Below are 21,413 nucleotides of genomic sequence, written 5' to 3'. Positions count from 1 at the left end.
CATTTTTTAGTAAATAAATATCGATAAATTTGGTATAAAGTACCAAATTTAGCTATTTTGTTGCTGTATAAATTTATCCTTTTAGTTTTAAAGAATTATTCTACTTTTTAAAAAATTATACCTTAAAATTAAGGATAATTCTTTAAAAGCATATCTATCTTTAATTTTATCCCTATAAGGAATTTAACTAAGCGACAAGCAGATTAAAGGATTAGCAAAATATATACAATATTTGGCATAAATAGACTTAAGAGAATCAAAAATAATAAAATTTAAAGATTAAATAAATCATATAAGGCAAGACCGAAACTTAAAGTATTTTCTTAGCCAGTAGCCAGTAAAGATTATGGTTAAATATTTTATGAGCGATGCTAGCAGGATCTGTAGTAGCTAAATTTATCTCTTATTTTTAAGATATTTTTTTATCATAGTTTTAGTATCAAGTTGTATAATGTGCTAAAAATTAAACAAAAAAGGGCTAAAATGACAAATTTAGAACTATCAAAGTTGGATTTAGAGCATATTTGGCATCCTTGCACTCAGATGAGCGATCATGAAAACTTTCCTATCATTCCTATAAAATCTGGTAAGAAAGCCGTGCTTAGTGATTTTGATGGCAATGAGTACATCGACTGCGTCTCTAGTTGGTGGGTAAATATCTTTGGACATTCAAATGAATACATAAGCGCAAAACTTAGTGAGCAAGCTATGAATTTAGAGCACGTGATCATGGCTGGTTTTAGTCATGAGGGAATTATAAAGTTTTCAAATAGACTGATAAATTTGCTTCCTAAGCCACTAAATAAATGCTTTTATGGCGATAATGGAAGTAGTGCTATAGAGATAGCTTTAAAGATGAGTTATCATAAAAATTTGCTTCTTGGCAAAAACAAACCGCTGTTTTTAAATTTAAAAAACTCATATCACGGCGAAACTATAGCAGCTCTTAGTGTTGGAGATGTGGAGCTTTACAAAAAAATCTATAAAAATATATTGATAAAAACCATTCAAACTAAAGTTCCGATGAACTTTAAAGGTATGGAAGTAAGCGACGAAGAGGCTCTTTATGATCTAAAAAATGTTTTAGAAAATCATCACGAGCAGCTATCTGCATTTATACTTGAGCCTTTGGTTCAGTGCGCTGGAGATATGAATATGTATAGTGCGGATTTCGTTAAAAAGGCGTATGCGCTTGCTAAAAGCTATGATGTAGATATCATTTTTGATGAAGTCGCAGTCGGCTTTGGTAGAACTGGAAGCTTGTTTGCGCTAGAGCTTTGCGACGTAGTTCCTGATTTTTTATGTCTTAGTAAAGGGATAACCGGCGGTTATCTTCCACTTAGCGTTGTTGTGACTAGTGACCGAATTTATAATGAATTTTATGGAACTTATGAAAGCAACAAAGCGTTTTTACACTCTCACAGTTACACCGGAAATGCGCTTGCTTGCGCTTGTGCGAACGCTACTCTTGATATTTTTGAAAAAGAAAATGTTATAGAAAAGAACAGAGAATTATCTAAATTTATAAAATCTGAGTTTAGCAAGCTTTTGAAGTATGACTTCATAGACAACTTCAGACAAACAGGAATGATACTAGCTTTTGATCTTGTCGGCTTTAAGCAAAAAAGAATGGGACACTTGATATACAAACAAGCTTTGCAAAAAGGACTTTTGCTAAGACCTCTTGCAAATACTATTTATTTTATGCCACCTTATGTGATAACAAAAGAGCAAATTTGTTATGTTGTGAGCGTATTAGATGAGTTGCTAAGCAAATTTAGATAGTTTTATTTTTCCACTTGCAAAGAGTTTGCAAAAAGCATTCATCGCATCTTGGACGCACGGCTTTGCAAGTATATCTGCCAAATAAAACCATAGCTTGATGAAGTGTGTTAAGCTCTGTTTTAAATGCTTTGCTTAGATCGACCTCTGTTGCTTGTGGAGTTTTTGCACTGCTTAAATTTAGTCTATGAGATACTCTAAATACGTGAGTATCTACGGCCATTAAATTTGCTTCTTGATGTTCTATAAGCACGACGTGGGCGGTCTTTTGTCCGACTCCTGCAAGACTAGTTAGGTCTTTTTCGTTTAGTGGAATTTCGCCGCCGAAATTTTCCACTACAGATTTTGCCATTTTTATTAAATTTGAAGCTTTATTATTAAAAAAGCTGCATGAGTTTATAAGCAACTTAAGTGAGCTAAGATTTGCACCGGCTAAAGCTTTTATATCTGGATAAGCCTCAAAAAGTGCCGGTGTTATTAAATTTACTCTTTTATCCGTGCATTGAGCTGAGAGCATAACGCAAACTACGAGCTCGTATAGATTTTTAAATTTAAGCTCACTTTTTGCACCGCTGAAATTTTCTAAAAATAGATTTTTGATCTTTTGTATATCTTGTTTTGTTCGCATTTGCTAATTTTACCTAAAAAATATAAATTTTAAAAAATATTAACTAGTATTTGGATATAATTGACCCGTTTATTAAATTTATTTTAAAGGGTTATGTATGAAAAAAGGTATGATTTTAGCTTTAAGTTTAGCTGCAGCTGTTAGTTTAAATGCTGCTGTTTTGGCTACAGTAAATGGAGAAGAGATAACTGACGCTGATTTAGCTCCAGCTTTGGGCGTTGCTCATGGTTCAGATCTTGATAAAATTCCTGCTGAGATGAAAAAAAATCTTGTTACTAGAATTATCGAGAGAAAACTTATGCTAAAACAAGCAAAAAGCGAAGGTATAGAAAAAGATCCTGAGTTTAAAAAACTCTTAGATGAGCTTGCTGATAACGTTGCTATAAATTTATGGATGAAAAAACAATTCGACAGTCTCAAAGTAGATAGTGCTAAAGTTAAAGATTTTTACAATAAAAACAAAGATAAATTTGTAATGCCAGCTCAAAGCAGAGCAAAACATATTTTGGTTCAAACAGAAAAAGAAGCTAAAGACATTATAAAAAGTCTAAATGGTCTTAAAGGCGATGCACTTCAAAGTAAATTCTCAGAACTTGCTAAAAGCAAATCTATAGATAAAGGTTCTGCTGCAAATGGTGGCGAGCTTGGTTGGTTTAAAGCTTCTCAAATGGTTCCTGAGTTTGCAGACGCTACATTTAAACTAAAAAAAGGCGAGATGACAAAAACTCCTGTAAAAAGTCAATTTGGTTATCACGTTATACTTAAAGAAGATGCTAAAGATCAAACAACCCTTAGCCTTGATGAAGTAAAAACAAACATAGAAAACCAACTAAAAAGCGAAGAGTTTAAAACTGCTATGCAAAAGAAAGTAGATGCTCTTAAAAAAGACGCTAAGATAGAGTATAAATAAAGGATAAAAAATGGGGGTTTTGGATATTGTAAAAGCTGGGGTTTTAAGTGGTGATGATATCACAAAACTCTACGCTCACGCTAAAAAAGAAGGCTTTGCCATCCCTGCTGTAAATGTAGTGGGAAGCAACTCTATAAATGCAGTTTTAGAAGCGGCAAAAAAAGCAAACTCGCCAGTTATTATTCAATTTAGCAATGGCGGAGCTTCATTTATAGCTGGAAAAGCGTGTCCTAAGGCTGATATTTTGGGGGCTATAGCAGGAGCGAAGCATGTGCATTTGTTGGCTGAAGCATACGGAGTGCCAGTCGTTCTTCATACTGATCACGCTGCTAGAAAACTACTTCCGTGGATAGACGCTCTTATAGAGGCAAACCGTGAGCATAAAAGAGCTTTTGGGAAGCCTCTTTTTAGCTCTCATATGCTTGATCTTAGTGAAGAAAGCTTGGAAGAAAACGTTTCTACTTGCAAAAAATATCTAAAAGATCTAAGTGAGTTAGGCATTGGCCTAGAGATAGAGCTTGGCGTGACTGGCGGCGAAGAAGATGGTGTAGATAATACAAGTGTGGATAACTCTCTTTTATATACTCAGCCTAGTGATGTTGCCTATGCTTATAAAGAGCTAAAAGAAGTAAGCGATAAATTTAGCATAGCTGCAAGTTTTGGAAATGTTCATGGTGTTTATAAACCAGGAAATGTCGTACTTCGTCCTGAAATTCTTAAAAATTCACAAGTTTATGTTAAGAATGAATTTGGATTAAGCGATGAAAAACCGATAAATTTCGTTTTTCACGGTGGTAGCGGTAGTGACATAAAAGATATAAAAGATGCTGTTAGTTATGGTGTCGTAAAGATGAATATAGACACAGATACTCAATGGGCATTTTGGAATGGTGTAAGAGAGTATGAAGCTACTAATCATAGTTATTTGCAAGGACAAATCGGAAACCCAGAGGGACAAGATAAGCCAAATAAAAAATATTATGATCCTAGAAAATGGCTAAGAAATGGCGAAGAAAGCGTTGTAAAAAGACTTTTAGAAGCTTTTGAAAACCTAAATTGCGTTGGCAGAAACTGATATTTTGGTAGCTTTTTGCTGCCAAAATTTATTTAAATTTAGATATTTTTTTGATTTTTAAATTTAGATAAATTTAAGGATGTTTATGGATAAAAATGATGGTTTAAATGAGCTTGTTTTACCAGAGGGAAAAAGTAGGCAAGCATTTTTGGTCTATTTAAAGATAATTTTTCTTCCTATCTTGATATATGCTATCTTTCTTCTTGGTTTTTTTAATGTTATAAAATTCAATACCCAGCTTCACACAATCATAATGATGGGAGTCATTTTATTTATAGCTTTGATCTTTGCTAGACATAGTGCCGAGTTTGGTTGCTTTGTATTTGAACAAAGAAAAGATGAATTTAAAAAAGAGCTTAAAAACTACATAATGAAAAGTCTGCTAACAATAGGAAAAGAGAGTAAATCAAATGCTAGCTTTGATGAATTTGTTAAAAAATATTCAGCCGATGTAAGAAATGAAAATTACGCTGCAGTCGGTGCGGGAGTTTTTCCTATGCTCGGAATTTTAGGCACTTTTTTGAGCATTGCTATTTCTATGCCAAACTTTAGCTCTACAAATACAACTGCCCTTGAAAATGAAATTTCATCTCTGCTTAGTGGCGTAGGAACAGCGTTTTATGTATCGATTTATGGTATTTTTTTAGCTCTTTGGTGGATATTTTTTGAAAAATTTGGAATGAATAGATTTGCAAGGCTTATAAATAGACAGAAAAATGCTACAAAGCTATTTTTTTGGAGCAAAGAAGAGATAGAGCAACGCTATATGCAAGAGAGTCTCAAAAACTTTGAAAAAGTTAGTACGATATTTGAGCATGTTGGAAAGCGTGAATTTTTTGATGAACTTGATAAGACCGTAGAAAGAAAATTTCAAAGTTTCTCAAATATGCTAAGAGTGGAAGAAGATGCAGTAAAACTAAGCAGTGAGCATATAAAACACACTATGGATATGTTATTTAAAGCTCAAAGAGATCAAAAAGATATAGTTAAAGTCCATGCCGAAATCTTAAACGTCTTACATTCATTTAATCTAAATTTAAAAGATTTACAAATTCGTCTAAGTGAGCAGTATGCAAGACTTCAAAGCACTAGCGATGATAAAATTGCAAAATTAGAAAGGGCTGTAAATTCAATAGATGAATACATAAATAATTTTAAAAATAGCCTAGAAGATTTTAGCATTAAAATCCTAGATAAACAAGCTCTTGCTTTAGACGGATTTAAGACCGGACTGATAGAAGGTATGACGGCGTTTAGAGATGTTTTTGATGAAGAATCATCATCTAAAAATGAGAGTTCATACATCATAGAAGACCTTAAGAAAAGCTTACAAGAGATAGATAAAGATGCAAATGTCGTTTTAGAGAAATTGGAAGCAAAGTCTAATGAAAATTCGTGATAACAAAGACGAAAGTAGCAATTTTTGGATAGCTTACGCTGATTTGATGGCGGGGCTTTTGTTTGTTTTTATACTTTTGATAGGTGCTATAGTAGTCAAGTACGTCCTTACTCAAAGCGATTTAAATCGTCTAAAACTCGATTTAAGCTCAAAAGAAGAGAGTTTAAAGATCAGTAACGATAAAATAAATCAAAAAGAACAAGCTATAATGGACTTTATGCAAAAACTACAAGCTATGCAAAATCAGAATTTAGCTTTAAGTGAAATAAATGAACTTTTTAACAAAAGATTAGATGAGCTAAATTTAGAACTTAGCGATACGAATAGTACTTTGAGCTTGGTAAATAAAGAAAACGAAGAATTAAATTTAACGCTTAGTCAAAAAGATCTCCAAATAGATAATCTAAAATCAAATTTAGATCAAATTCAAACTCAATACGATACGCTTTTAAGTGATCTAAATGCTACAAAAGAGCGATTAAAAAGTCTTGGCGGTATAAAAGTAAAAGTAATATCAGATCTTAAAGATAAACTTGGAAGTGATATAAGGATAGATAGTGATTCTGGTTCTATCTCTCTTCCATCTTCTGTGCTTTTTGATACGAATTCGTTTGTATTAAAATACGAAGCAAGGTTTGATCTAAGGCGTACTTTGAGTACTTATTTTGATGTTTTACTTAGTAGCGATATAAGACCAAATATCGATAGAATTACTATAGAAGGACATACTGATAGCGATGGAAGTTATCTTTATAATTTAGAGCTTTCTCAAAAAAGAGCTTATGAGGTTATGAAATTTATATACTCATTTTACAAAGATCCAGATCTCCAAAAATACCTGATAGCAAGCGGTAGAAGTTTTAGTGATTTGATATATAAAAATGGTGCTGAAGACAAGGAAGCTTCGCGTAGGATCGAGATAAAGTTTAGCATTTCAGATAAATCCGCTATGCAAGAGATAAACAATATTTTGGAGACAAAAAATAGATAATTTTGAACGCATAAGGTTTTATGATCGTGATTTTTGGGTGCTTAGAGATGATTTGATAGGTGGTGAGTTTAACGGAAATAAGGCTAGAAAACTTGAGTATTTTTTAAATTTAGACCTAAGTGGTGTAAAACGTATCATTAGTTATGGTTCTAACCAGTCAAATGCGATGTATAGTTTGAGCGTATTTGCTAGACTTAAAAATCTTGAGTTTATCTACGTTAGCGATCATATAAGCTCATACCTTTTACAAAATCCAGTTGGTAACTACGCTCATGCTTTGCGTAACAAAATGAAATTTATAACCCATAAAAAATGTCGCGAATTTGCTTTGAGCCTAAAAACAGATAAAGATTTGTTTATAGAAGAAGGTGTTTTTATGCGTGAGGCTGAGGTTGGATTTAAAACTCAAGCTAATTTGATAAGAGATTTTGCTATGAAAAAAGGGCTTAAATTTGATATTTTTCTACCGAGTGGAACAGGTACAAGCGCGACTTATCTATCAAAAAATTTACCTGAGTTTGACGTTTTTACTACTCCTTGTGTTGGTGATGCTCTTTATCTAAATTCTCAGATAAAAGATTTAGATCCAAACTCAAAGCTAAAGTTGCTTAATCCGCCTAAAAAATATCATTTTGGCGATTTAAAAAAAGAACTTTTCGAGATTTATATCCAGCTAAAAAAACAGACGAATATAGAATTTGAACTGCTTTATGATAGTGTAGGTTGGCTAACTTTATTATCAAATTTAGATAAGCTTGATAATGAAATTTTATATATCCATCAAGGCGGTGTCATAGGAAATGAAAGTTTGATTCCTAGATATGAGCGAAAATTTAAATTAGATTATGATATAATGAGTATTTAAAAGGAGAAATTATGAAGATATTGTATAGTGATGATAAAAATTTCGATATTGAATTTGATAAATTGGTAAATCGTTCAAATTTGGATATGCAAAATGTTATGGGCATAGTCACTAACATAATAGAAGATATAAAAAAACGTGGCGATGAAGCTTTAGATGAGCAAATAGCCAAATTTGATCACTGGGAAGTAAAATCGAATCTAGCCATAACTCAGCGTGAGATGAAAAATGCTTATGACTCTATAAGCGACGAACTAAAAAAGTCTTTGCAAGTAGCATTTGAAAGGATTAAACGCTACCATGAAAAACAGCTGGAAAAGACTTGGCTTAGTTTTGAAGATGATGGTTCTATATTAGGACAAAAGATTACCGCAGTAGATAGAGCTGGGCTTTATATCCCAGGTGGAAAAGCAGCATATCCTAGCTCTTTGCTTATGAACGCAGTTCCTGCTATCGTAGCAGGTGTAAAAGATATCGTGGTTTGCACTCCTGCTGTTGGCGGTGAGGTAAATGAACTACTTTTAGCAGCTATGCATCTTCTTGGTATAAACGAAGCCTATAAAGTAGGCGGTGCTAGTGCTATTGGAGCTATGGCTTATGGAACAAAAACCATAAAGAAAGTTGATGTTATAACAGGACCTGGAAATATTTTTGTTGCGACTGCTAAAAAACTTGTATTTGGTGATGTAAATATAGATATGATAGCAGGACCTAGCGAGATAGGAGTCATAGCAGATAATTCGGCAAATCCTCATCATATAGCAATAGATTTACTATCTCAAGCAGAACATGATGAGATAGCAAGTAGTTTTTTGGTAACTTTTGACGCTGATTTTGCAAATAAAGTCAAAGACGAAATATATAATTTACTTCCAACGCTTAGTCGTCAAAATATAGCTAGAGCTAGTATAGAAAACAAATCCGCCATAATAGTAGCTAAAGATATGGATGAGAGTATAGAGCTAATGAACGCCTTAGCAGTAGAACACCTAGAGATTGCTACTGATAATGCGTTTGACTTTTTACCGCGTATTAAACATGCTGGAGCTATATTTTTAGGTCATTTTACGCCAGAGGCGATAGGCGACTATCTAGCCGGACCAAACCATACATTGCCTACAGGCGGAAGTGCTAGATTTTTCTCGCCACTTGGAGTAGGCAATTTTATGAAAAAAAGTTCTATCATATCTATGAATAAAGCTTCCATAGATAGACTAGGTAGAGATTGTATGAATTTGGCAAAAGCCGAAGGTTTGGGTGCTCACGAACTTTCTGTAAAAGTTAGATATGAGAATTAAGTTTAAATTTACATATAAAAATATAAAATATATAGATCACTAATGGAGGTGAAGTATGCAAGTAAATAATACAAATAGTATGCAAAATTATTATTTGAATAACGCTCAAAACAGTTCAAATAAAGCTCTTGGAAATATAGCGGCACAGCGTGCTTTAAGTGGAACAGATAGTGCAAATTTGGTTATAGGCGACTCTTTGCTAAGTCAGTCAAATGCTCTATCTCAAGGTGTAAATAATGCAAATGATGCTATTGGTATGCTTCAAATAGCAGATGGAGTGTTGCAAAATATAAGCTCTGGAGCAGATAGACTAAATGAACTATCTGTTAGAAGTAATAACGCAGTATTTGGTGCAAACGAAAGACAAGCTATAAGCAGTGAAGCAAATGCTATAAAGACATCTATCAATGACTCTATAAATTCGGCTTCATATAACGGAAATAGCATATTTGGTGGTACTTTAAATTTTAATACCGGAAATAGCGTGACTTCTATAAATTTAAGTGCTCCAAATATAAATTCAGTAGATGTCAATAACCAAAATTCCATAAAATCTTTTATGGATAGTGTAAATTCTCTTCGTTCTGATATCGGAAGCGCACAAAATGGTTTGATTAGTGGTATAAATTCAAATTTAAGCGCCATAACATCTGCGAAAGCTAGTGAAAGTCAGTTACAAAATAATGATTTGGCAAATAATGTAAGTGATTTTACAAATGCAAATATAAAGATAAATAGTTCGACTATGATGATGGCTCACAATGCACAAATACTACAATCTCAAATGGCAAATTTGCTTGGATAAGTTTAGCATAGTGTAAAAGGCGGTTAAACCGCCTTTTTATCTCTGTTTTAGAGAATTATCTCAGTTTCCCTCGATATAATTTTTAAGTTTTCTACCGACTTTTGGGTGTTTTAGTTTTTTGATAGCTGAGCTTTCTATTTGGCGCACACGTTCTCTTGTTACGTTCAACTCTTTTCCTATCTCTTCAAGTGTCCTATCGCTCTCATCATCAAGCAAACCAAAACGCATTCTGATGACGGCTTTTTCTCTATCGTTTAATTGATCTAAGACGTCGTCTATTTGCTCTTTTAAGTCGCCTTTTAATATCTGTTCCATAGGGCTAAGAGTTGTTTTATCCTCTACAAAATCTCCATATTTTCCATCATCTTCACTGCCTATAGGAGCTTCAAGACTGATAGGTTCTTTTGTGATCTTTATGACCTGTTTTACTTTATCTACGCTTAGACCGACTTCTTTAGCTATGACGCTAACATCTGGTTCTTTACCTTCTTCTTGAAGATATTTTTTGTTTATTTTGTTTATTTTGTTTATCGTTTCTATCATATGGATAGGTATGCGGATAGTTCGTGCTTGATCAGCTATAGCACGACTTATGGCTTGACGGATCCACCATGTAGCGTATGTAGAAAATTTATAGCCTTTTTTGTATTCAAATTTATCTACTGCTTTCATAAGTCCTATATTTCCTTCTTGGATAAGATCCAAAAACGGCAAACCGCGGTTAGTGTAGCGTTTGGCTATGCTTACAACTAGCCTTAAATTTGATTTTGCCATTCTAGCTTTTGCATCATCGCTGATGTTTTTACCGCGTTTGATCTGATCTAATACGTTTTTTAGATCTTTTGGTTCAAGGTTAAATCCTGTTTTGCTAGCCTCTTTTGTCTGAAATAGCTTTTTGATCTCCACGTAAGTAGAAACCATAGTGGCTTCTGGAACTCTTGCGGTGATATCTTCTTTGCTTAATTTAGTGATATCTTTAAGGATACTTTGGTGATTTTTTTTAAGCTCAGGGCTAAACATAGGAAGACGGTATTCTAAACGTTTTAGCTCTTTATCAAAGTCATCATCGCTTTTTAGAGCTGTTTCCATGGATTTGACTATCTCATTGATCAGTTTGCTTGTAGGTCCAAGATCCATAAGTTTGTCTTTTAGGACTTTCTTTTTGAATGTCAAATTTAGCTTAGCAGTTAGATCTGATTCTTCTTCTACTGAGATATTTTGTTTAGATACGATTTTCATCCATTCTTTTTTAGCTTTTTCAAGCGCTTTGAAACTTTCTATGACTTTTTCAGATCTTTTGTCTAGTTTTTTAGGTGTAACTTTTTTAAGAGCAGAGTTTTTATTTTCAGAATCATCATTTTCATCATATTCATACTCTTCTTCTATGCTATCATCTTCTTCTTCGCTCTCATCATTTTCTTCATCAAAACTCTTAAATAGCTCTTTTACACGACGTTCCCTATTTATAAGTGGCTCTTTATAGTCAAGAATAAAATCTATAAGATATGGAACTGAGCAAAACGCGTCTATGATAATGTCTTCTCCGAGTTCTATTTTTTTGCTGATCTCTACTTCTTCTTCTTTTGTAAGCAGTGAAATTTGTCCCATTTCTCTTAGGTACATTCTTACAGGGCTATCTGAGCGAGACCATTCTAAAAGTTCGTTTTCGCTAGTAAGGTCAAATTCTTCTTCGAGCGGATTATCTATGATATTTAACCTATCTTCTTCTTTTGTTTTTGCGTCTTGTAATGTTTTTAATTTTGCTGCTTCTACGGCACTGATTAGCTGTATTTTGTGTAACCCTGCTAAAGCTTCTACTTTTTTTATAGCAGCAGCTGTTGGAGCTTTGTCAAATAGTCTTACAAGCTTTTCAAAAGTCACGTATCCTTTTGAATTTTCTTTAAACAACTCTTCAATTTGTGCAAAAATCTCTTTTGCCGCACTCATATAAAGCTCCTTTATTTGTATGATTTTATCTGATTTGTATTAATAAGAATTGTGGATTATACACAAATTTTTATTAATAATATATAAAATGAACTTTTTGTAAGAGTATAAAATCTATCATTTTAAATTTGGAATACAAGTTGCTTATACTGGATTTAGTTAAGAAAATCTACGCAGGAGAAGATATGCAAAACGGCTATTATCAAGCAACAGGAGCTATGGTTACGCAGTTTAATAGGCTTGATGTCATCACAAATAATCTAGCAAATATCAATACTATCGGCTACAAAAGAGATGATGTCGTTATCGCTGACTTTGAGAGAATTTTTAAAGAAACAAGAGATATTTTACCATTAGAAAATAATACAAAAGATGCTGCTAAATTTTTAAATCGCACCATTGATAGAGTGCCTCATATAGATGAACAATATACAGATTTTAGTTCAGGCGGACTTAGGGTCTCAAATAATCCATTAGATGTAGCTATAGGAAAATCGGATATATTTTTTCTTGTAGATACGCCAAATGGAGAGAGACTGACTAAAAACGGCGCTTTTAGCTTGGACAATGAAGGCTATATCGTGACAAAAGATGGATATAGAGTATTGCCAAACAACTATGAAAATCAACCGCCAATTGTTCGAGGCATCAGAATTCCTGATGGTGCTACTATAAATATAGATAAAGACGGAAATGTATATAATCAAAATGAACCTTTGGGTAGATTTTTTATGGCTCAACCAAGAGAGATTAGAAATTTACAAAAAGAGGGCGATAATCTCTATACGATACCAAATTTAAATGAATTAAGAGATGTCGAGGATAGTGGTTCTGTAGCTCAAGGATATGTTCAAATTTCAAACGTAAATCCAGTCTTGGAAATGGTGGGACTTATAGAAACAAATAGGCTTGTTGATATGTATCAAAGGGTTATGAATACACATATGAATGATTTAAATCAAGAAGCAACAAATAAATTAGCTTTGGCTAAAGCATAATAAGGATAAATTATGATAAGATCACTTTATACAGCAGCTACTGGAATGGTAGCTCAACAAACGCAGATAGATACTACTTCACACAACATCGCAAACGTAAATACTATAGGATATAAGAAAAATCGTGCCGAATTTGCAGATCTTATGTATCAGACTATGCAATACGCAGGGACTCCTACTAGCACGACGACGATGAGCCCAACTGGTATGGAAGTGGGTCTTGGCGTCAGACCTACAGCCATAACAAAAACTTTCACTCAAGGATATTTTAAAGAAACAGGAAATGCTCTTGATATGGTAATAGCAGGCAATGGATTTTTTCAAGTTCAACTTCCAGATGGAACCACTGCTTATACTAGAAATGGCGCTTTTAAGCTTGATGGCGATGGAAATATAGTAAATAGCGACGGCTATAGGCTACTTCCTGAGATGAATATTCCTGCTGATGCTACTGAGATTTCAGTAGGCGTTGATGGAACTGTTTCTGTACTTCAGCCGGGCAATCAACAGATGACGCAAATAGGACAGATAGAACTTGCAAATTTTATAAATCCAGCTGGACTGCATGCTATGGGAGATAACAATTTTTTAGAAACTGCGGCGAGTGGAGCTCCTGTAGTCGGAAATGGCGGAACTGACGGTTTTGGTCAGATAAAACAACATTTTGTTGAGATGAGTAACGTACAGCTTGTTGAAGAGATGACTGATCTTATCACTGGACAACGTGCTTATGAAGCAAACTCAAAAGCTATCACTACGAGCGATGATATGCTTTCTATAGTCAATCAGCTTAAAAGATAATTAAAATGATATATTCATTTATAATCTTTGCGTTTATTATACTTTTTTGTGCTGTTGATTATTTTTATATTAAAGATGACAACGTTATTTGATCTTGCTCCATAATGCCTATATTTGAGCAAGATCGTAATTATAAATTTATATTCTAAGCTACAAATAAGACAACAGAGATAATTTTCTATGTAGCAAGCTTTTTAGTTGTTATAACTATTTCTTCATAGTTTTAAAAGATAAAAAGCGATTGATAGAGATATCTTATAATCAGAATTCTTGGTATAATTATATCTTTAATTCACATCAAGGACTAAATTTGATACTTTGTGATACAAATTACCCTAGTATTTTAGATGATATATGCGATGAGCTTACTAAAGCAGAGATTGAGCTTGTATTTGTTAGTAGTGATGAAATGCAAGAGATAAATAAAAAAGAGAGAAATATAGATAAAACTACAGATGTGCTTAGCTTTCCACTTGAGTATGTACCCCATTTCCCTATTGGATCTATTGTTATAAACATTGATTTAGCTAGTTCAAAATCAAAAGAGCTAGGTCATAAAGTAGAAGATGAGATAGCTTTATTGTTTATTCATGGACTGCTTCACGTATTAGGATTTGATCATGAGAATGATGATGGAGAGATGAGAAGAAGAGAGATAGATATCATAGAGAAATTCTCTCTTCCAAAAAGTTTAATTGTCAGAAGTGGTTGTTAAGTGGTAAATTTAACCCCTGTTTTTTATATAATGATTTTATTAAAATACGACCCGACATAAAGACAAGGATAGATAATAAGCAAAGACATAGTTAAAAAGAGTATGCCGTGATCTTAGGTATAACACAAAGAGAGTTGGCTAAGAAGAGCAGATAAAATCTCAAGCTAGAGATTACGAGCCAATTTGCCTTAAATACGCCTTTAAAAATAAACGCATAGCAAAACTTGAAACTATCTCACAAGCCAAACACTATCAAAATGTAGTTAGTTGCTACAAAGGCTAACTTGTAAAGCATAACGAGAAAATCAAGCTATTAAAAGCAAAACTAATTATCACTAAAGATGAAAATCTGAGATGCCGTGTGTATAACGATATATTTTAATAGATTAAAAAATATAAGTAAATTAAAAATTTATATTATTTGATTTATTATTTATATATGATATTAACATTATTTAATCCATTTTTTATAATTATATAATTTTTAATAATATATTAATTTATGTTATAATACTTGACAATAATCAAAACTTAAAAGAGTAAAAATGGATATTAGCAAAGAGGTAAATTTTATTTGGAATATAGCTGATAAGCTTCGTGGAGCCTACACTAGTGATAAATATAAAGATGTGATTATCCCCATGGTTATTTTACGCAGATTTGAGTGCGCCTTAGCTGATACCAAAAACAAAGTGCTAGAAAAGTATAATAGCGAAAAAAACTGCCCAGCAAAAGTGTTAGAAAGAGCAAGCGGATATAAATTTTATAACACAAGCAAATTTGATCTAAAAGAGCTTAGAAACGACCAAAACAACATAAAAGCAAATTTGATAAATTATATAGATGGCTTTAGCGACAATATCAAAGAGATATTTGAAAATCTAGAATTCCAAAAACAGATAGACAAAATGAGCAAAGAAAACTGCCTTTTTAGTATCATCAAAGCTTTTAGCGAACTTGACTTAGATCCCAAAATCGTCCCAAATCACACAATGGGCTATATATTTGAAGAACTAATCCGCAAATTTAGCGAAAATGCAGAAGCCGGCGATCACTATACAGGTCGTGATATCATCGCTTTAATGGTGGATATTTTGCTTTTTGGTGTAGATATACAAGGCGATAATAAAGTAATTTCAGTCCTAGACCAAGCTTGTGGAACAGGCGGAATGCTAAGCATAGCAAATGAAAAGCTAAAAGCACAAAACAATAAAGCACAAATTTATCTATACGGCCAAGAGATCAACGGCGAGAGCTACGCTATTTGCAAAGCCGATATACTCATAAAAGGACAAAATGAAAAAAATATTTTAAAAACAGATACTCTAAAAAACAATGAATTCCCAAATGAAAAATTTGATTTCATCATCGAAAATCCACCATTTGGCACTTCATGGGGCGGAGAAAAAGCAAAAGATGGCGTAGAAGACGCTGTAAGACTAGCCTATGAGAGCAAATCTCGCTTTTTGGCAGGACTACCAGCCAAAAGCGATGCGCAACTTCTCTTTTTACAATCAGCCCTAGAAAAGGTCAAAGATAATGGCAAAATCGCCATCATTCAAAATGGCTCTCCGCTATTTAGTGGCGATACCACCTCAGGCGAGAGTCAAATTCGCCGCTATCTACTAGAAAATGACTATATAGATAGCATTATCGCCTTGCCAACAGATCTTTTTTATAACACTGGAATCGCTACTTATATATGGATACTACGCAAATCCAAGCCAAATGAAAGAAAAGGCAAACTAGCACTAATCGACGCTAGTAGCTTCTATATAAAGCTTAGAAAATCAATGGGCAATAAAAGAAACGAGCTAAATGAGCAAAATATAGCACAAATTACCCAAATTTACAAAGATTTTAAAGAGAATGAGCATTGTAAAATCTATACTAATAGCGAATTTATCTATAAAGAATACACCATAATGACCCCACTTCAAAAGAGCTATACCATCACAGATGAGAGCCTAGAGAGCTTGAAATCTGCCTTTTATAATGAGACCAAAATAACAGAATTAGAAAACAAAGATGAACTAACCCAAAAAGAGCAAAAAGAGCTAAGCAAACAAAAAGATGCCAAAGAGCTTGCTAGTGTGATAATAACCAAATTAAATGGCCATAAAGATAGTAAAAAATATCTAAACAAAGATGAATTTATCAGCTTTTTAAAACAAATTTTAGATATCAAAGATACCAAAACACTAGACAAAATAGCCAAAATATTTAGCCGTGATGACGATGAAGCACAAATTCAAAGAGATAAAAAAGGCGAGATTATCTACGATAAAGATAGCCGTGATAGCGAGATAATCAACATTAATGCTAGCATTGATGAATACATGAGGGCTGAGGTCTTGCCACATTTGCCACTAGCAAAGGCCTTTGATGAGGGCAAAATCGGCGCCGAAATTCCATTTACTCGCTACTTCTACAAATACCAAAGCCCTAAAAGCACTGATGAGATAAAACTAGAATTCCAAAACCTAGAAAAAGAAGCAAGAGAGCTTGAAAGTGGGCTTTTTGATGAGTGAACTATTAAATGAAATAGATGCAAAAAGTCTAGAAAACGCAAAAAGGCTCTTTTCTAGTGGGCAAATCGCAAGGATTGAGATAGGCTCATTAAAGGGGCTTTTGGATATTCATTTGTATTTATTTGCTGGGCTTTATCCTTTTGCTGGGAAAATAAGAGAGCAAAATATCAAAAAAGGTAGCTTTCGCTTTGCTAACTGCTTATATCTAAACGAAGCCCTAGCCAAAATAGAAAAACTACCCCACTCAAACTTTGATGAAATCATAGAAAAATACATAGAGATGAATGTAGCGCATCCATTTTTAGAAGGCAATGGCAGAAGTATGCGTATATGGCTAGACCTAATGCTAAAAAGCACACTAGGACTCATAATAGAGTGGCAAAAGGTAGATAAATACGAGTATCTAGCCGCAATGGAGCGAAGTCCTATAAATGACCTAGAGCTAAAAACATTGCTAAAATCAGCCCTAAGCGAAAAAATAAATGATGAATATATTATTTTTAAAGGCTTAGAACAAAGTTATTTTTATGAAAGTTAAAAGATGAAAAGTAGAATTCTAGAATTTAAAGATAGTGGGATTTCTTGGATAGGGCAAATTCCAAAACATTGGGAAGTTAAAAGGCTGAAATTTACATTAAATGAACGCAAAGAAAATAATAAGCCGGTTAAAACTGATTTTATTTTATCTTTAACAAATGAAAAAGGCGTTATCCCATATAGCGAAAAAGGAGCGCAAGGCAATATCTCAAAAGATGATATTACTGGCTATAAATTAGCCTATCCAAATGATATTATTTTAAATAGTATGAATGTAGTAATCGGCTCTGTTGGTTTATCAAGTTATTTTGGTGCGATAAGTCCTGTGTATTATGCGTTATATTCAAAAGAGAATTCAAATATAAAATTTTATAATTATATTTTTCAAACTAGTGTATTTCAAAATTCTCTAAAAGGTCTTGGCAATGGAATTTTAGAAATTCGCATGAGAATTCCTATGTCAAACCTAAATAATGTTTTTTTACCTTATCCCCCACTCAATGAGCAAAAGAAAATAGCGGAATTTTTGGATAAAAAGTGCGAGATAATTGATAAAAGAGTAGAAAATTTAGAGCGTAAAATAAACACTCTAAAAGAGTATAAAAAATCACTCATAAGCGAGTGTGTAACCAAAGGACTAAATCCTAAAATTTTAAAATTTAAAGATAGCGGAATTCCTTGGATAGGGCAAATCCCAAAACATTGGGAAATCAAAAAACTAAAATACATCGCAACTAAAATTTATAAAGGCAATGGAATTACAAAAGAACAAGTTTTTGAAAACGGCGATATGCCTTGTGTGAGATACGGCGAAATTTATACAAAATATAATTATTCTTTTGATGAGTGCTTTTCTTACACTTTTGAAAAAGTTTTAAATTCTACTTCTTATTTTGGATATGGCGATATTTTATTTACTTGTACTGGTGAGCTTATAGAAGAAATTGGAAAAAATGTAGTTTATTTGGGTCATAAAAAATGCTTAGCAGGTGGCGATATAATAATTTTAAATCATAAGCAAAATCCTAGCTTTTTAAATTATGCGTTAGATTGCAATTATGCTAGAAATCAAAAAAGCTATGGTAAAGCAAAATTAAAAGTGGTTCATATTTCATCTCGTGAAATTTCAAATTTGTTTGTAGTTTTACCCCCACTCAACGAGCAAAAAGAAATAGCAGAATTCCTAGATAAAAAGTGCGAAAAAATAGATAGATTAAATGAGAATTACACTAAGCAGATTACCACACTAAAAGAGTATAAAAAATCTCTAATTTACGAGTGCGTAACAGGCAAAAAAGAGATTTAAATTTGCTATAATTTCAAAAATCAAAAGGAGTTAGAATGAATAATGAAGTAGGTAATAAAAATGAAGAATTTGAAGGCTTTGAAGGCGAAGAAAGCTTAAATACACTAGCAGAGAATTTAAAAAAGGATTATAAAGAAAAATTGCGCATTAGCAAAGAAAGAATAAGCATTTTTGATATCAATAGAAAGCTTGATAACCCTGAGCGTGGATTAATAGAGTTAGACCCAGAGTTTCAAAGAGATGATGATAGATGGGATGACAAACAAAAATCAGAGCTGATAGAAAGTATTTTGATAGGAATTCCATTGCCTGTGTTTTATCTATTTCAGACAAGTAGCGGTATGAGACAAGTAGTAGATGGCAGACAAAGACTTCGTGCTATTCAGCAATTTTACAAAGATAAATTAAAACTTTCAAAACTAACAATTTTAAGCGAATTAAATGGTAAAAAATTTAGCGAATTAGAACCATTGCTTCAAAATAGCTTTGAGGATTATCAACTAGAAATTTACGCCCTATTGCCGCCTACAAATGAAGATATTAAATTTAATCTTTTTGATAGATTAAATCGTGGCGGAACACAGCTAAATCACCAAGAGATGAGAAATGCACTCTATCAAGGTGCTAGCACTAAGCTTATTAATGAATTAAGCCGTGATGAAAACTTCAAAAAAGCAACTAATCTTAAAGAAAATGCTATAAAGACAATGAAAGATAGATATTTGATATTAAGATTTATAGTTTTTTATCTAATTAGGCAAGAAAAAATAGAAGCCAAAATTGAAGGCAGCATTGATGAAATCCTTGCTAATGCGATGAAAGAGATAAATAATAAAGAAAAAGAGCTAAATTTAGATGATTTAAAAAATAAATTTAAAAAAGCCATGGAAAATATAGCAAAAAATGGCTCAGATGAGCTATTTAGGTTTGAAAATAAAAACAATAAAAAAAGACCTTTAAATATGCTTCTATTTGAAAGTGTTGTTTATCTTTTTGTTTTAGCGCTTGAAAAAGGCGTGGCGGTAGATATCCAAAAGCTAGAAAAGTTTAAAAAAGATGAATTTGATAAGCCAGAGAGAATTACTTATGGTATTGATTCTATAGAAAATATAAAATTTAGATTTGACTCTATGGAAAGATTGCTTAATGATTAAAGAATTAAAAATTTCAAATTTTAAAAGCATAAAAGAGCAAAGTTTTGAGTTTAAGCCTTTGGTGATTTTGACAGGGACTAACTCATCTGGCAAATCATCTATTTTACACGCTATATTGCTTACATTAGACAATAGAACCAGCCGTTCGCTTCAAGAATTGACAAGAAACTTTGATAAATTTAACATTGTTAGAAATATCTTTATCAAAAAAGATAGCGTTGATATAGAGCTAAATGGGGAAGTTTGTAAAATAAATGAAGGCGATGAAAACAATAAAATTTATTGCTCAAAAGAGTTAAAATTTGAAGAAAATTTATTTTTTATTAGTGCGAATCGCACAGGGGCAGAAGATTTATCGAGTTATAGTTATTACGAAAAGTTTGGCGTAAAAGGTGAATATACTTTTGGATATTTCGATAAACATTGGCAAGAAAAAGCAGGGATTATTAAATTTAAAGATGATGAGAGCTTAAAAGGTCAGCTTTGGCGTTGGTGTAAAGAAATTTTTGAACTAGATTTTGATGTACAAACAAATAAAATAAATGAAAGCAATATCGAAATAAAATATTATTTTAGAAATATTGATAAAGAGCTTTCACCTTTTAATGTAGGAACTGGAATTAGCTATGCTTTGAGAATTTTAGTAATTGGGCTTAATTGTAAAAAGGGCGATATTTTTATCGTAGAAAATCCAGAGATTCACTTACACCCAAAAGCTATTTCAAATATGGCTAAATTTTTTATATTTTTGGCTAAAAATGGTGTTCAAGTTATCTTAGAAACTCATTCAGAACATATAATAAATAGCGCTTGCTATGAAGTGTGTAAGAAAAATTTTGATTCTAGTGATATAGTAATTTATTATAAAGCGAATCAAAATAGTGATTTTGAAAAGATAAATGTAGGAAATAGTGGTAAATTTGTAGATGATAATGGTAATTTAAGGAAGTATCCAAGTGGATTTTTTGATGCTAATTCTGCTGAATTGTGGGAGCTTTTGTAATGCGTTTGAGCGATAAATTAGCATTAGAATATCTTAAATTTAGAAATCAATGTAAATTTGATGAGGGATGTATTGAAGCTCTTTTGTGTTATTTTAAAGGTGAGTTTATTTTTACAAAAGAGCAGCTTAGCTATGCTAGCAAAGAAATTGCTTCATTTGATATGAGTAGGTTTTTACCACTTCTTGATAAAATACCGAAATTCCGATTAATTCTCTGTGATGATAATGATAAATTTCCAAATGTGAATATTTTTAGCGATAGAATAGAAAATAATCTAAGCGCAACATTCAAAAAAGATGATCCAAGAGATAAAGCAATAGAGCATTTTAAAGCGCTGTTTAAAGATGCAAAATATATTTTTATTTATGATAAGTACCTTTATAAGAATCATAATTTAGCTAACTTAGAAAAATTTATAGAAGAATACAAAATACAATGCAATATTTATCTAGATAGAAATACCTATAATGAACTAAATAAAAATAAAAATCTAAGTTCAAAAATAAAATCTAAAATAGCTATAGACAAAGCTCATAATTTAAACAGTGAAAATACACATGACAGATATATAATGATAGATAATAATATTGAAATTATTTTAACAAGTGGAATTGATTATCTTTTTGATACAAGCAAAGATTTTACTTATATAATTAGGGAAATTTAA

Annotated in this window: 19 protein-coding genes; 17 read left to right on the top strand and 2 right to left on the bottom strand. The window is 32.4% G+C overall.

Annotation, left to right across the window (positions count from 1 at the left end; all coding sequences use genetic code 11):
• Positions 1 to 483 precede the first annotated feature (483 nt).
• Entirely contained in the window at positions 484 to 1,785 is a 1,302-nt protein-coding gene (locus tag CHLWT_RS03265) for an adenosylmethionine--8-amino-7-oxononanoate transaminase (RefSeq protein WP_111999901.1), read from the top strand.
• Here the strand turns inward: CHLWT_RS03265 and nth are convergent.
• Complete coding sequence (nth, locus tag CHLWT_RS03260; RefSeq protein ID WP_111975129.1) at positions 1,778 to 2,410, bottom strand: endonuclease III; 633 nt, start codon at positions 2,408 to 2,410, stop codon at positions 1,778 to 1,780. The genes CHLWT_RS03265 and nth overlap by 8 nt on opposite strands.
• A gap of 97 nt (positions 2,411 to 2,507) precedes the next feature.
• On the opposite strand from nth, the gene CHLWT_RS03255 reads away from it, so the two are divergent.
• From CHLWT_RS03255 to CHLWT_RS03225, 7 genes are all read left to right on the top strand, one after another.
• A complete protein-coding gene (locus tag CHLWT_RS03255) occupies positions 2,508 to 3,320 on the top strand; it encodes a peptidylprolyl isomerase (protein WP_063998443.1) in 813 nt (270 codons plus the stop codon).
• Positions 3,321 to 3,330: 10 nt separating this feature from the next.
• Positions 3,331 to 4,395, top strand: a complete 1,065-nt coding sequence (gene fbaA / locus CHLWT_RS03250; protein ID WP_111999902.1) for a class II fructose-bisphosphate aldolase — start codon at positions 3,331 to 3,333, stop codon at positions 4,393 to 4,395.
• 85 nt (positions 4,396 to 4,480) lie between these two features.
• Positions 4,481 to 5,794: a MotA/TolQ/ExbB proton channel family protein gene (locus tag CHLWT_RS03245; protein WP_111999903.1), complete on the top strand. Its 1,314-nt coding sequence runs from the start codon at positions 4,481 to 4,483 to the stop codon at positions 5,792 to 5,794.
• Positions 5,781 to 6,785 carry an OmpA family protein gene (locus CHLWT_RS03240; RefSeq protein ID WP_063998446.1) on the top strand — a complete coding sequence of 335 codons (1,005 nt, stop codon included), beginning with the start codon at positions 5,781 to 5,783 and terminating at the stop codon, positions 6,783 to 6,785. The genes CHLWT_RS03245 and CHLWT_RS03240 overlap by 14 nt, the downstream gene beginning before the upstream one ends.
• Positions 6,786 to 6,837: 52 nt before the next feature.
• Complete coding sequence (locus tag CHLWT_RS03235) at positions 6,838 to 7,650, top strand: 1-aminocyclopropane-1-carboxylate deaminase (RefSeq protein WP_244948797.1); 813 nt, start codon at positions 6,838 to 6,840, stop codon at positions 7,648 to 7,650.
• Positions 7,651 to 7,661: 11 nt separating this feature from the next.
• Entirely contained in the window at positions 7,662 to 8,948 is a 1,287-nt protein-coding gene (gene hisD, locus CHLWT_RS03230) for a histidinol dehydrogenase (protein WP_111999904.1), read from the top strand.
• Between the two features lie 55 nt (positions 8,949 to 9,003).
• Positions 9,004 to 9,753 carry a flagellin gene (locus CHLWT_RS03225; protein WP_111999905.1) on the top strand — a complete coding sequence of 250 codons (750 nt, stop codon included), beginning with the start codon at positions 9,004 to 9,006 and terminating at the stop codon, positions 9,751 to 9,753.
• A gap of 60 nt (positions 9,754 to 9,813) precedes the next feature.
• On the opposite strand, the gene rpoD is transcribed toward CHLWT_RS03225, so the two are convergent.
• Complete coding sequence (gene rpoD / locus CHLWT_RS03220) at positions 9,814 to 11,700, bottom strand: RNA polymerase sigma factor RpoD (protein ID WP_111968632.1); 1,887 nt, start codon at positions 11,698 to 11,700, stop codon at positions 9,814 to 9,816.
• Positions 11,701 to 11,885: 185 nt separating this feature from the next.
• Between rpoD and CHLWT_RS03215 the strand changes: the two genes are divergently transcribed.
• The 9 genes from CHLWT_RS03215 (at position 11,886) to CHLWT_RS03175 (ending at position 21,413) form a co-directional block, all read left to right on the top strand.
• Positions 11,886 to 12,698: a flagellar hook-basal body protein gene (locus tag CHLWT_RS03215; protein ID WP_111985123.1), complete on the top strand. Its 813-nt coding sequence runs from the start codon at positions 11,886 to 11,888 to the stop codon at positions 12,696 to 12,698.
• Between the two features lie 12 nt (positions 12,699 to 12,710).
• On the top strand, positions 12,711 to 13,499 hold the full coding sequence (gene flgG, locus CHLWT_RS03210) for a flagellar basal-body rod protein FlgG (RefSeq protein ID WP_111970483.1): 789 nt from the start codon (positions 12,711 to 12,713) through the stop codon (positions 13,497 to 13,499).
• A 310-nt stretch (positions 13,500 to 13,809) separates the two neighbouring features.
• Complete coding sequence (gene ybeY, locus CHLWT_RS03205) at positions 13,810 to 14,214, top strand: rRNA maturation RNase YbeY (RefSeq protein WP_111999906.1); 405 nt, start codon at positions 13,810 to 13,812, stop codon at positions 14,212 to 14,214.
• 545 nt (positions 14,215 to 14,759) lie between these two features.
• Positions 14,760 to 16,745, top strand: coding sequence for a type I restriction-modification system subunit M (locus CHLWT_RS03200; RefSeq protein ID WP_111999907.1), 1,986 nt, complete (start codon positions 14,760 to 14,762; stop codon positions 16,743 to 16,745).
• Positions 16,738 to 17,283: a protein adenylyltransferase Fic gene (gene fic, locus CHLWT_RS03195; RefSeq protein ID WP_111999953.1), complete on the top strand. Its 546-nt coding sequence runs from the start codon at positions 16,738 to 16,740 to the stop codon at positions 17,281 to 17,283. Before CHLWT_RS03200 ends, fic begins: the two co-directional genes overlap by 8 nt.
• A gap of 3 nt (positions 17,284 to 17,286) precedes the next feature.
• On the top strand, positions 17,287 to 18,588 hold the full coding sequence (locus tag CHLWT_RS03190) for a restriction endonuclease subunit S (protein ID WP_111999908.1): 1,302 nt from the start codon (positions 17,287 to 17,289) through the stop codon (positions 18,586 to 18,588).
• A 35-nt stretch (positions 18,589 to 18,623) separates the two neighbouring features.
• Positions 18,624 to 19,742 carry a DUF262 domain-containing protein gene (locus tag CHLWT_RS03185; protein WP_111999909.1) on the top strand — a complete coding sequence of 373 codons (1,119 nt, stop codon included), beginning with the start codon at positions 18,624 to 18,626 and terminating at the stop codon, positions 19,740 to 19,742.
• On the top strand, positions 19,735 to 20,745 hold the full coding sequence (locus CHLWT_RS03180; protein ID WP_111999910.1) for an AAA family ATPase: 1,011 nt from the start codon (positions 19,735 to 19,737) through the stop codon (positions 20,743 to 20,745). The genes CHLWT_RS03185 and CHLWT_RS03180 overlap by 8 nt, the downstream gene beginning before the upstream one ends.
• Positions 20,746 to 20,750: 5 nt before the next feature.
• Entirely contained in the window at positions 20,751 to 21,413 is a 663-nt protein-coding gene (locus CHLWT_RS03175) for an MIT C-terminal domain-containing protein (protein ID WP_170253198.1), read from the top strand.

The sequence above is a fragment of the Campylobacter hyointestinalis subsp. lawsonii genome (assembly GCF_013372165.1).
Taxonomy (GTDB): Bacteria; Campylobacterota; Campylobacteria; order Campylobacterales; family Campylobacteraceae; genus Campylobacter; species Campylobacter lawsonii.
The sequence above is the reverse complement of the archived record's forward strand: the minus strand, read 5'-3'. Positions and strand labels throughout refer to the sequence as shown.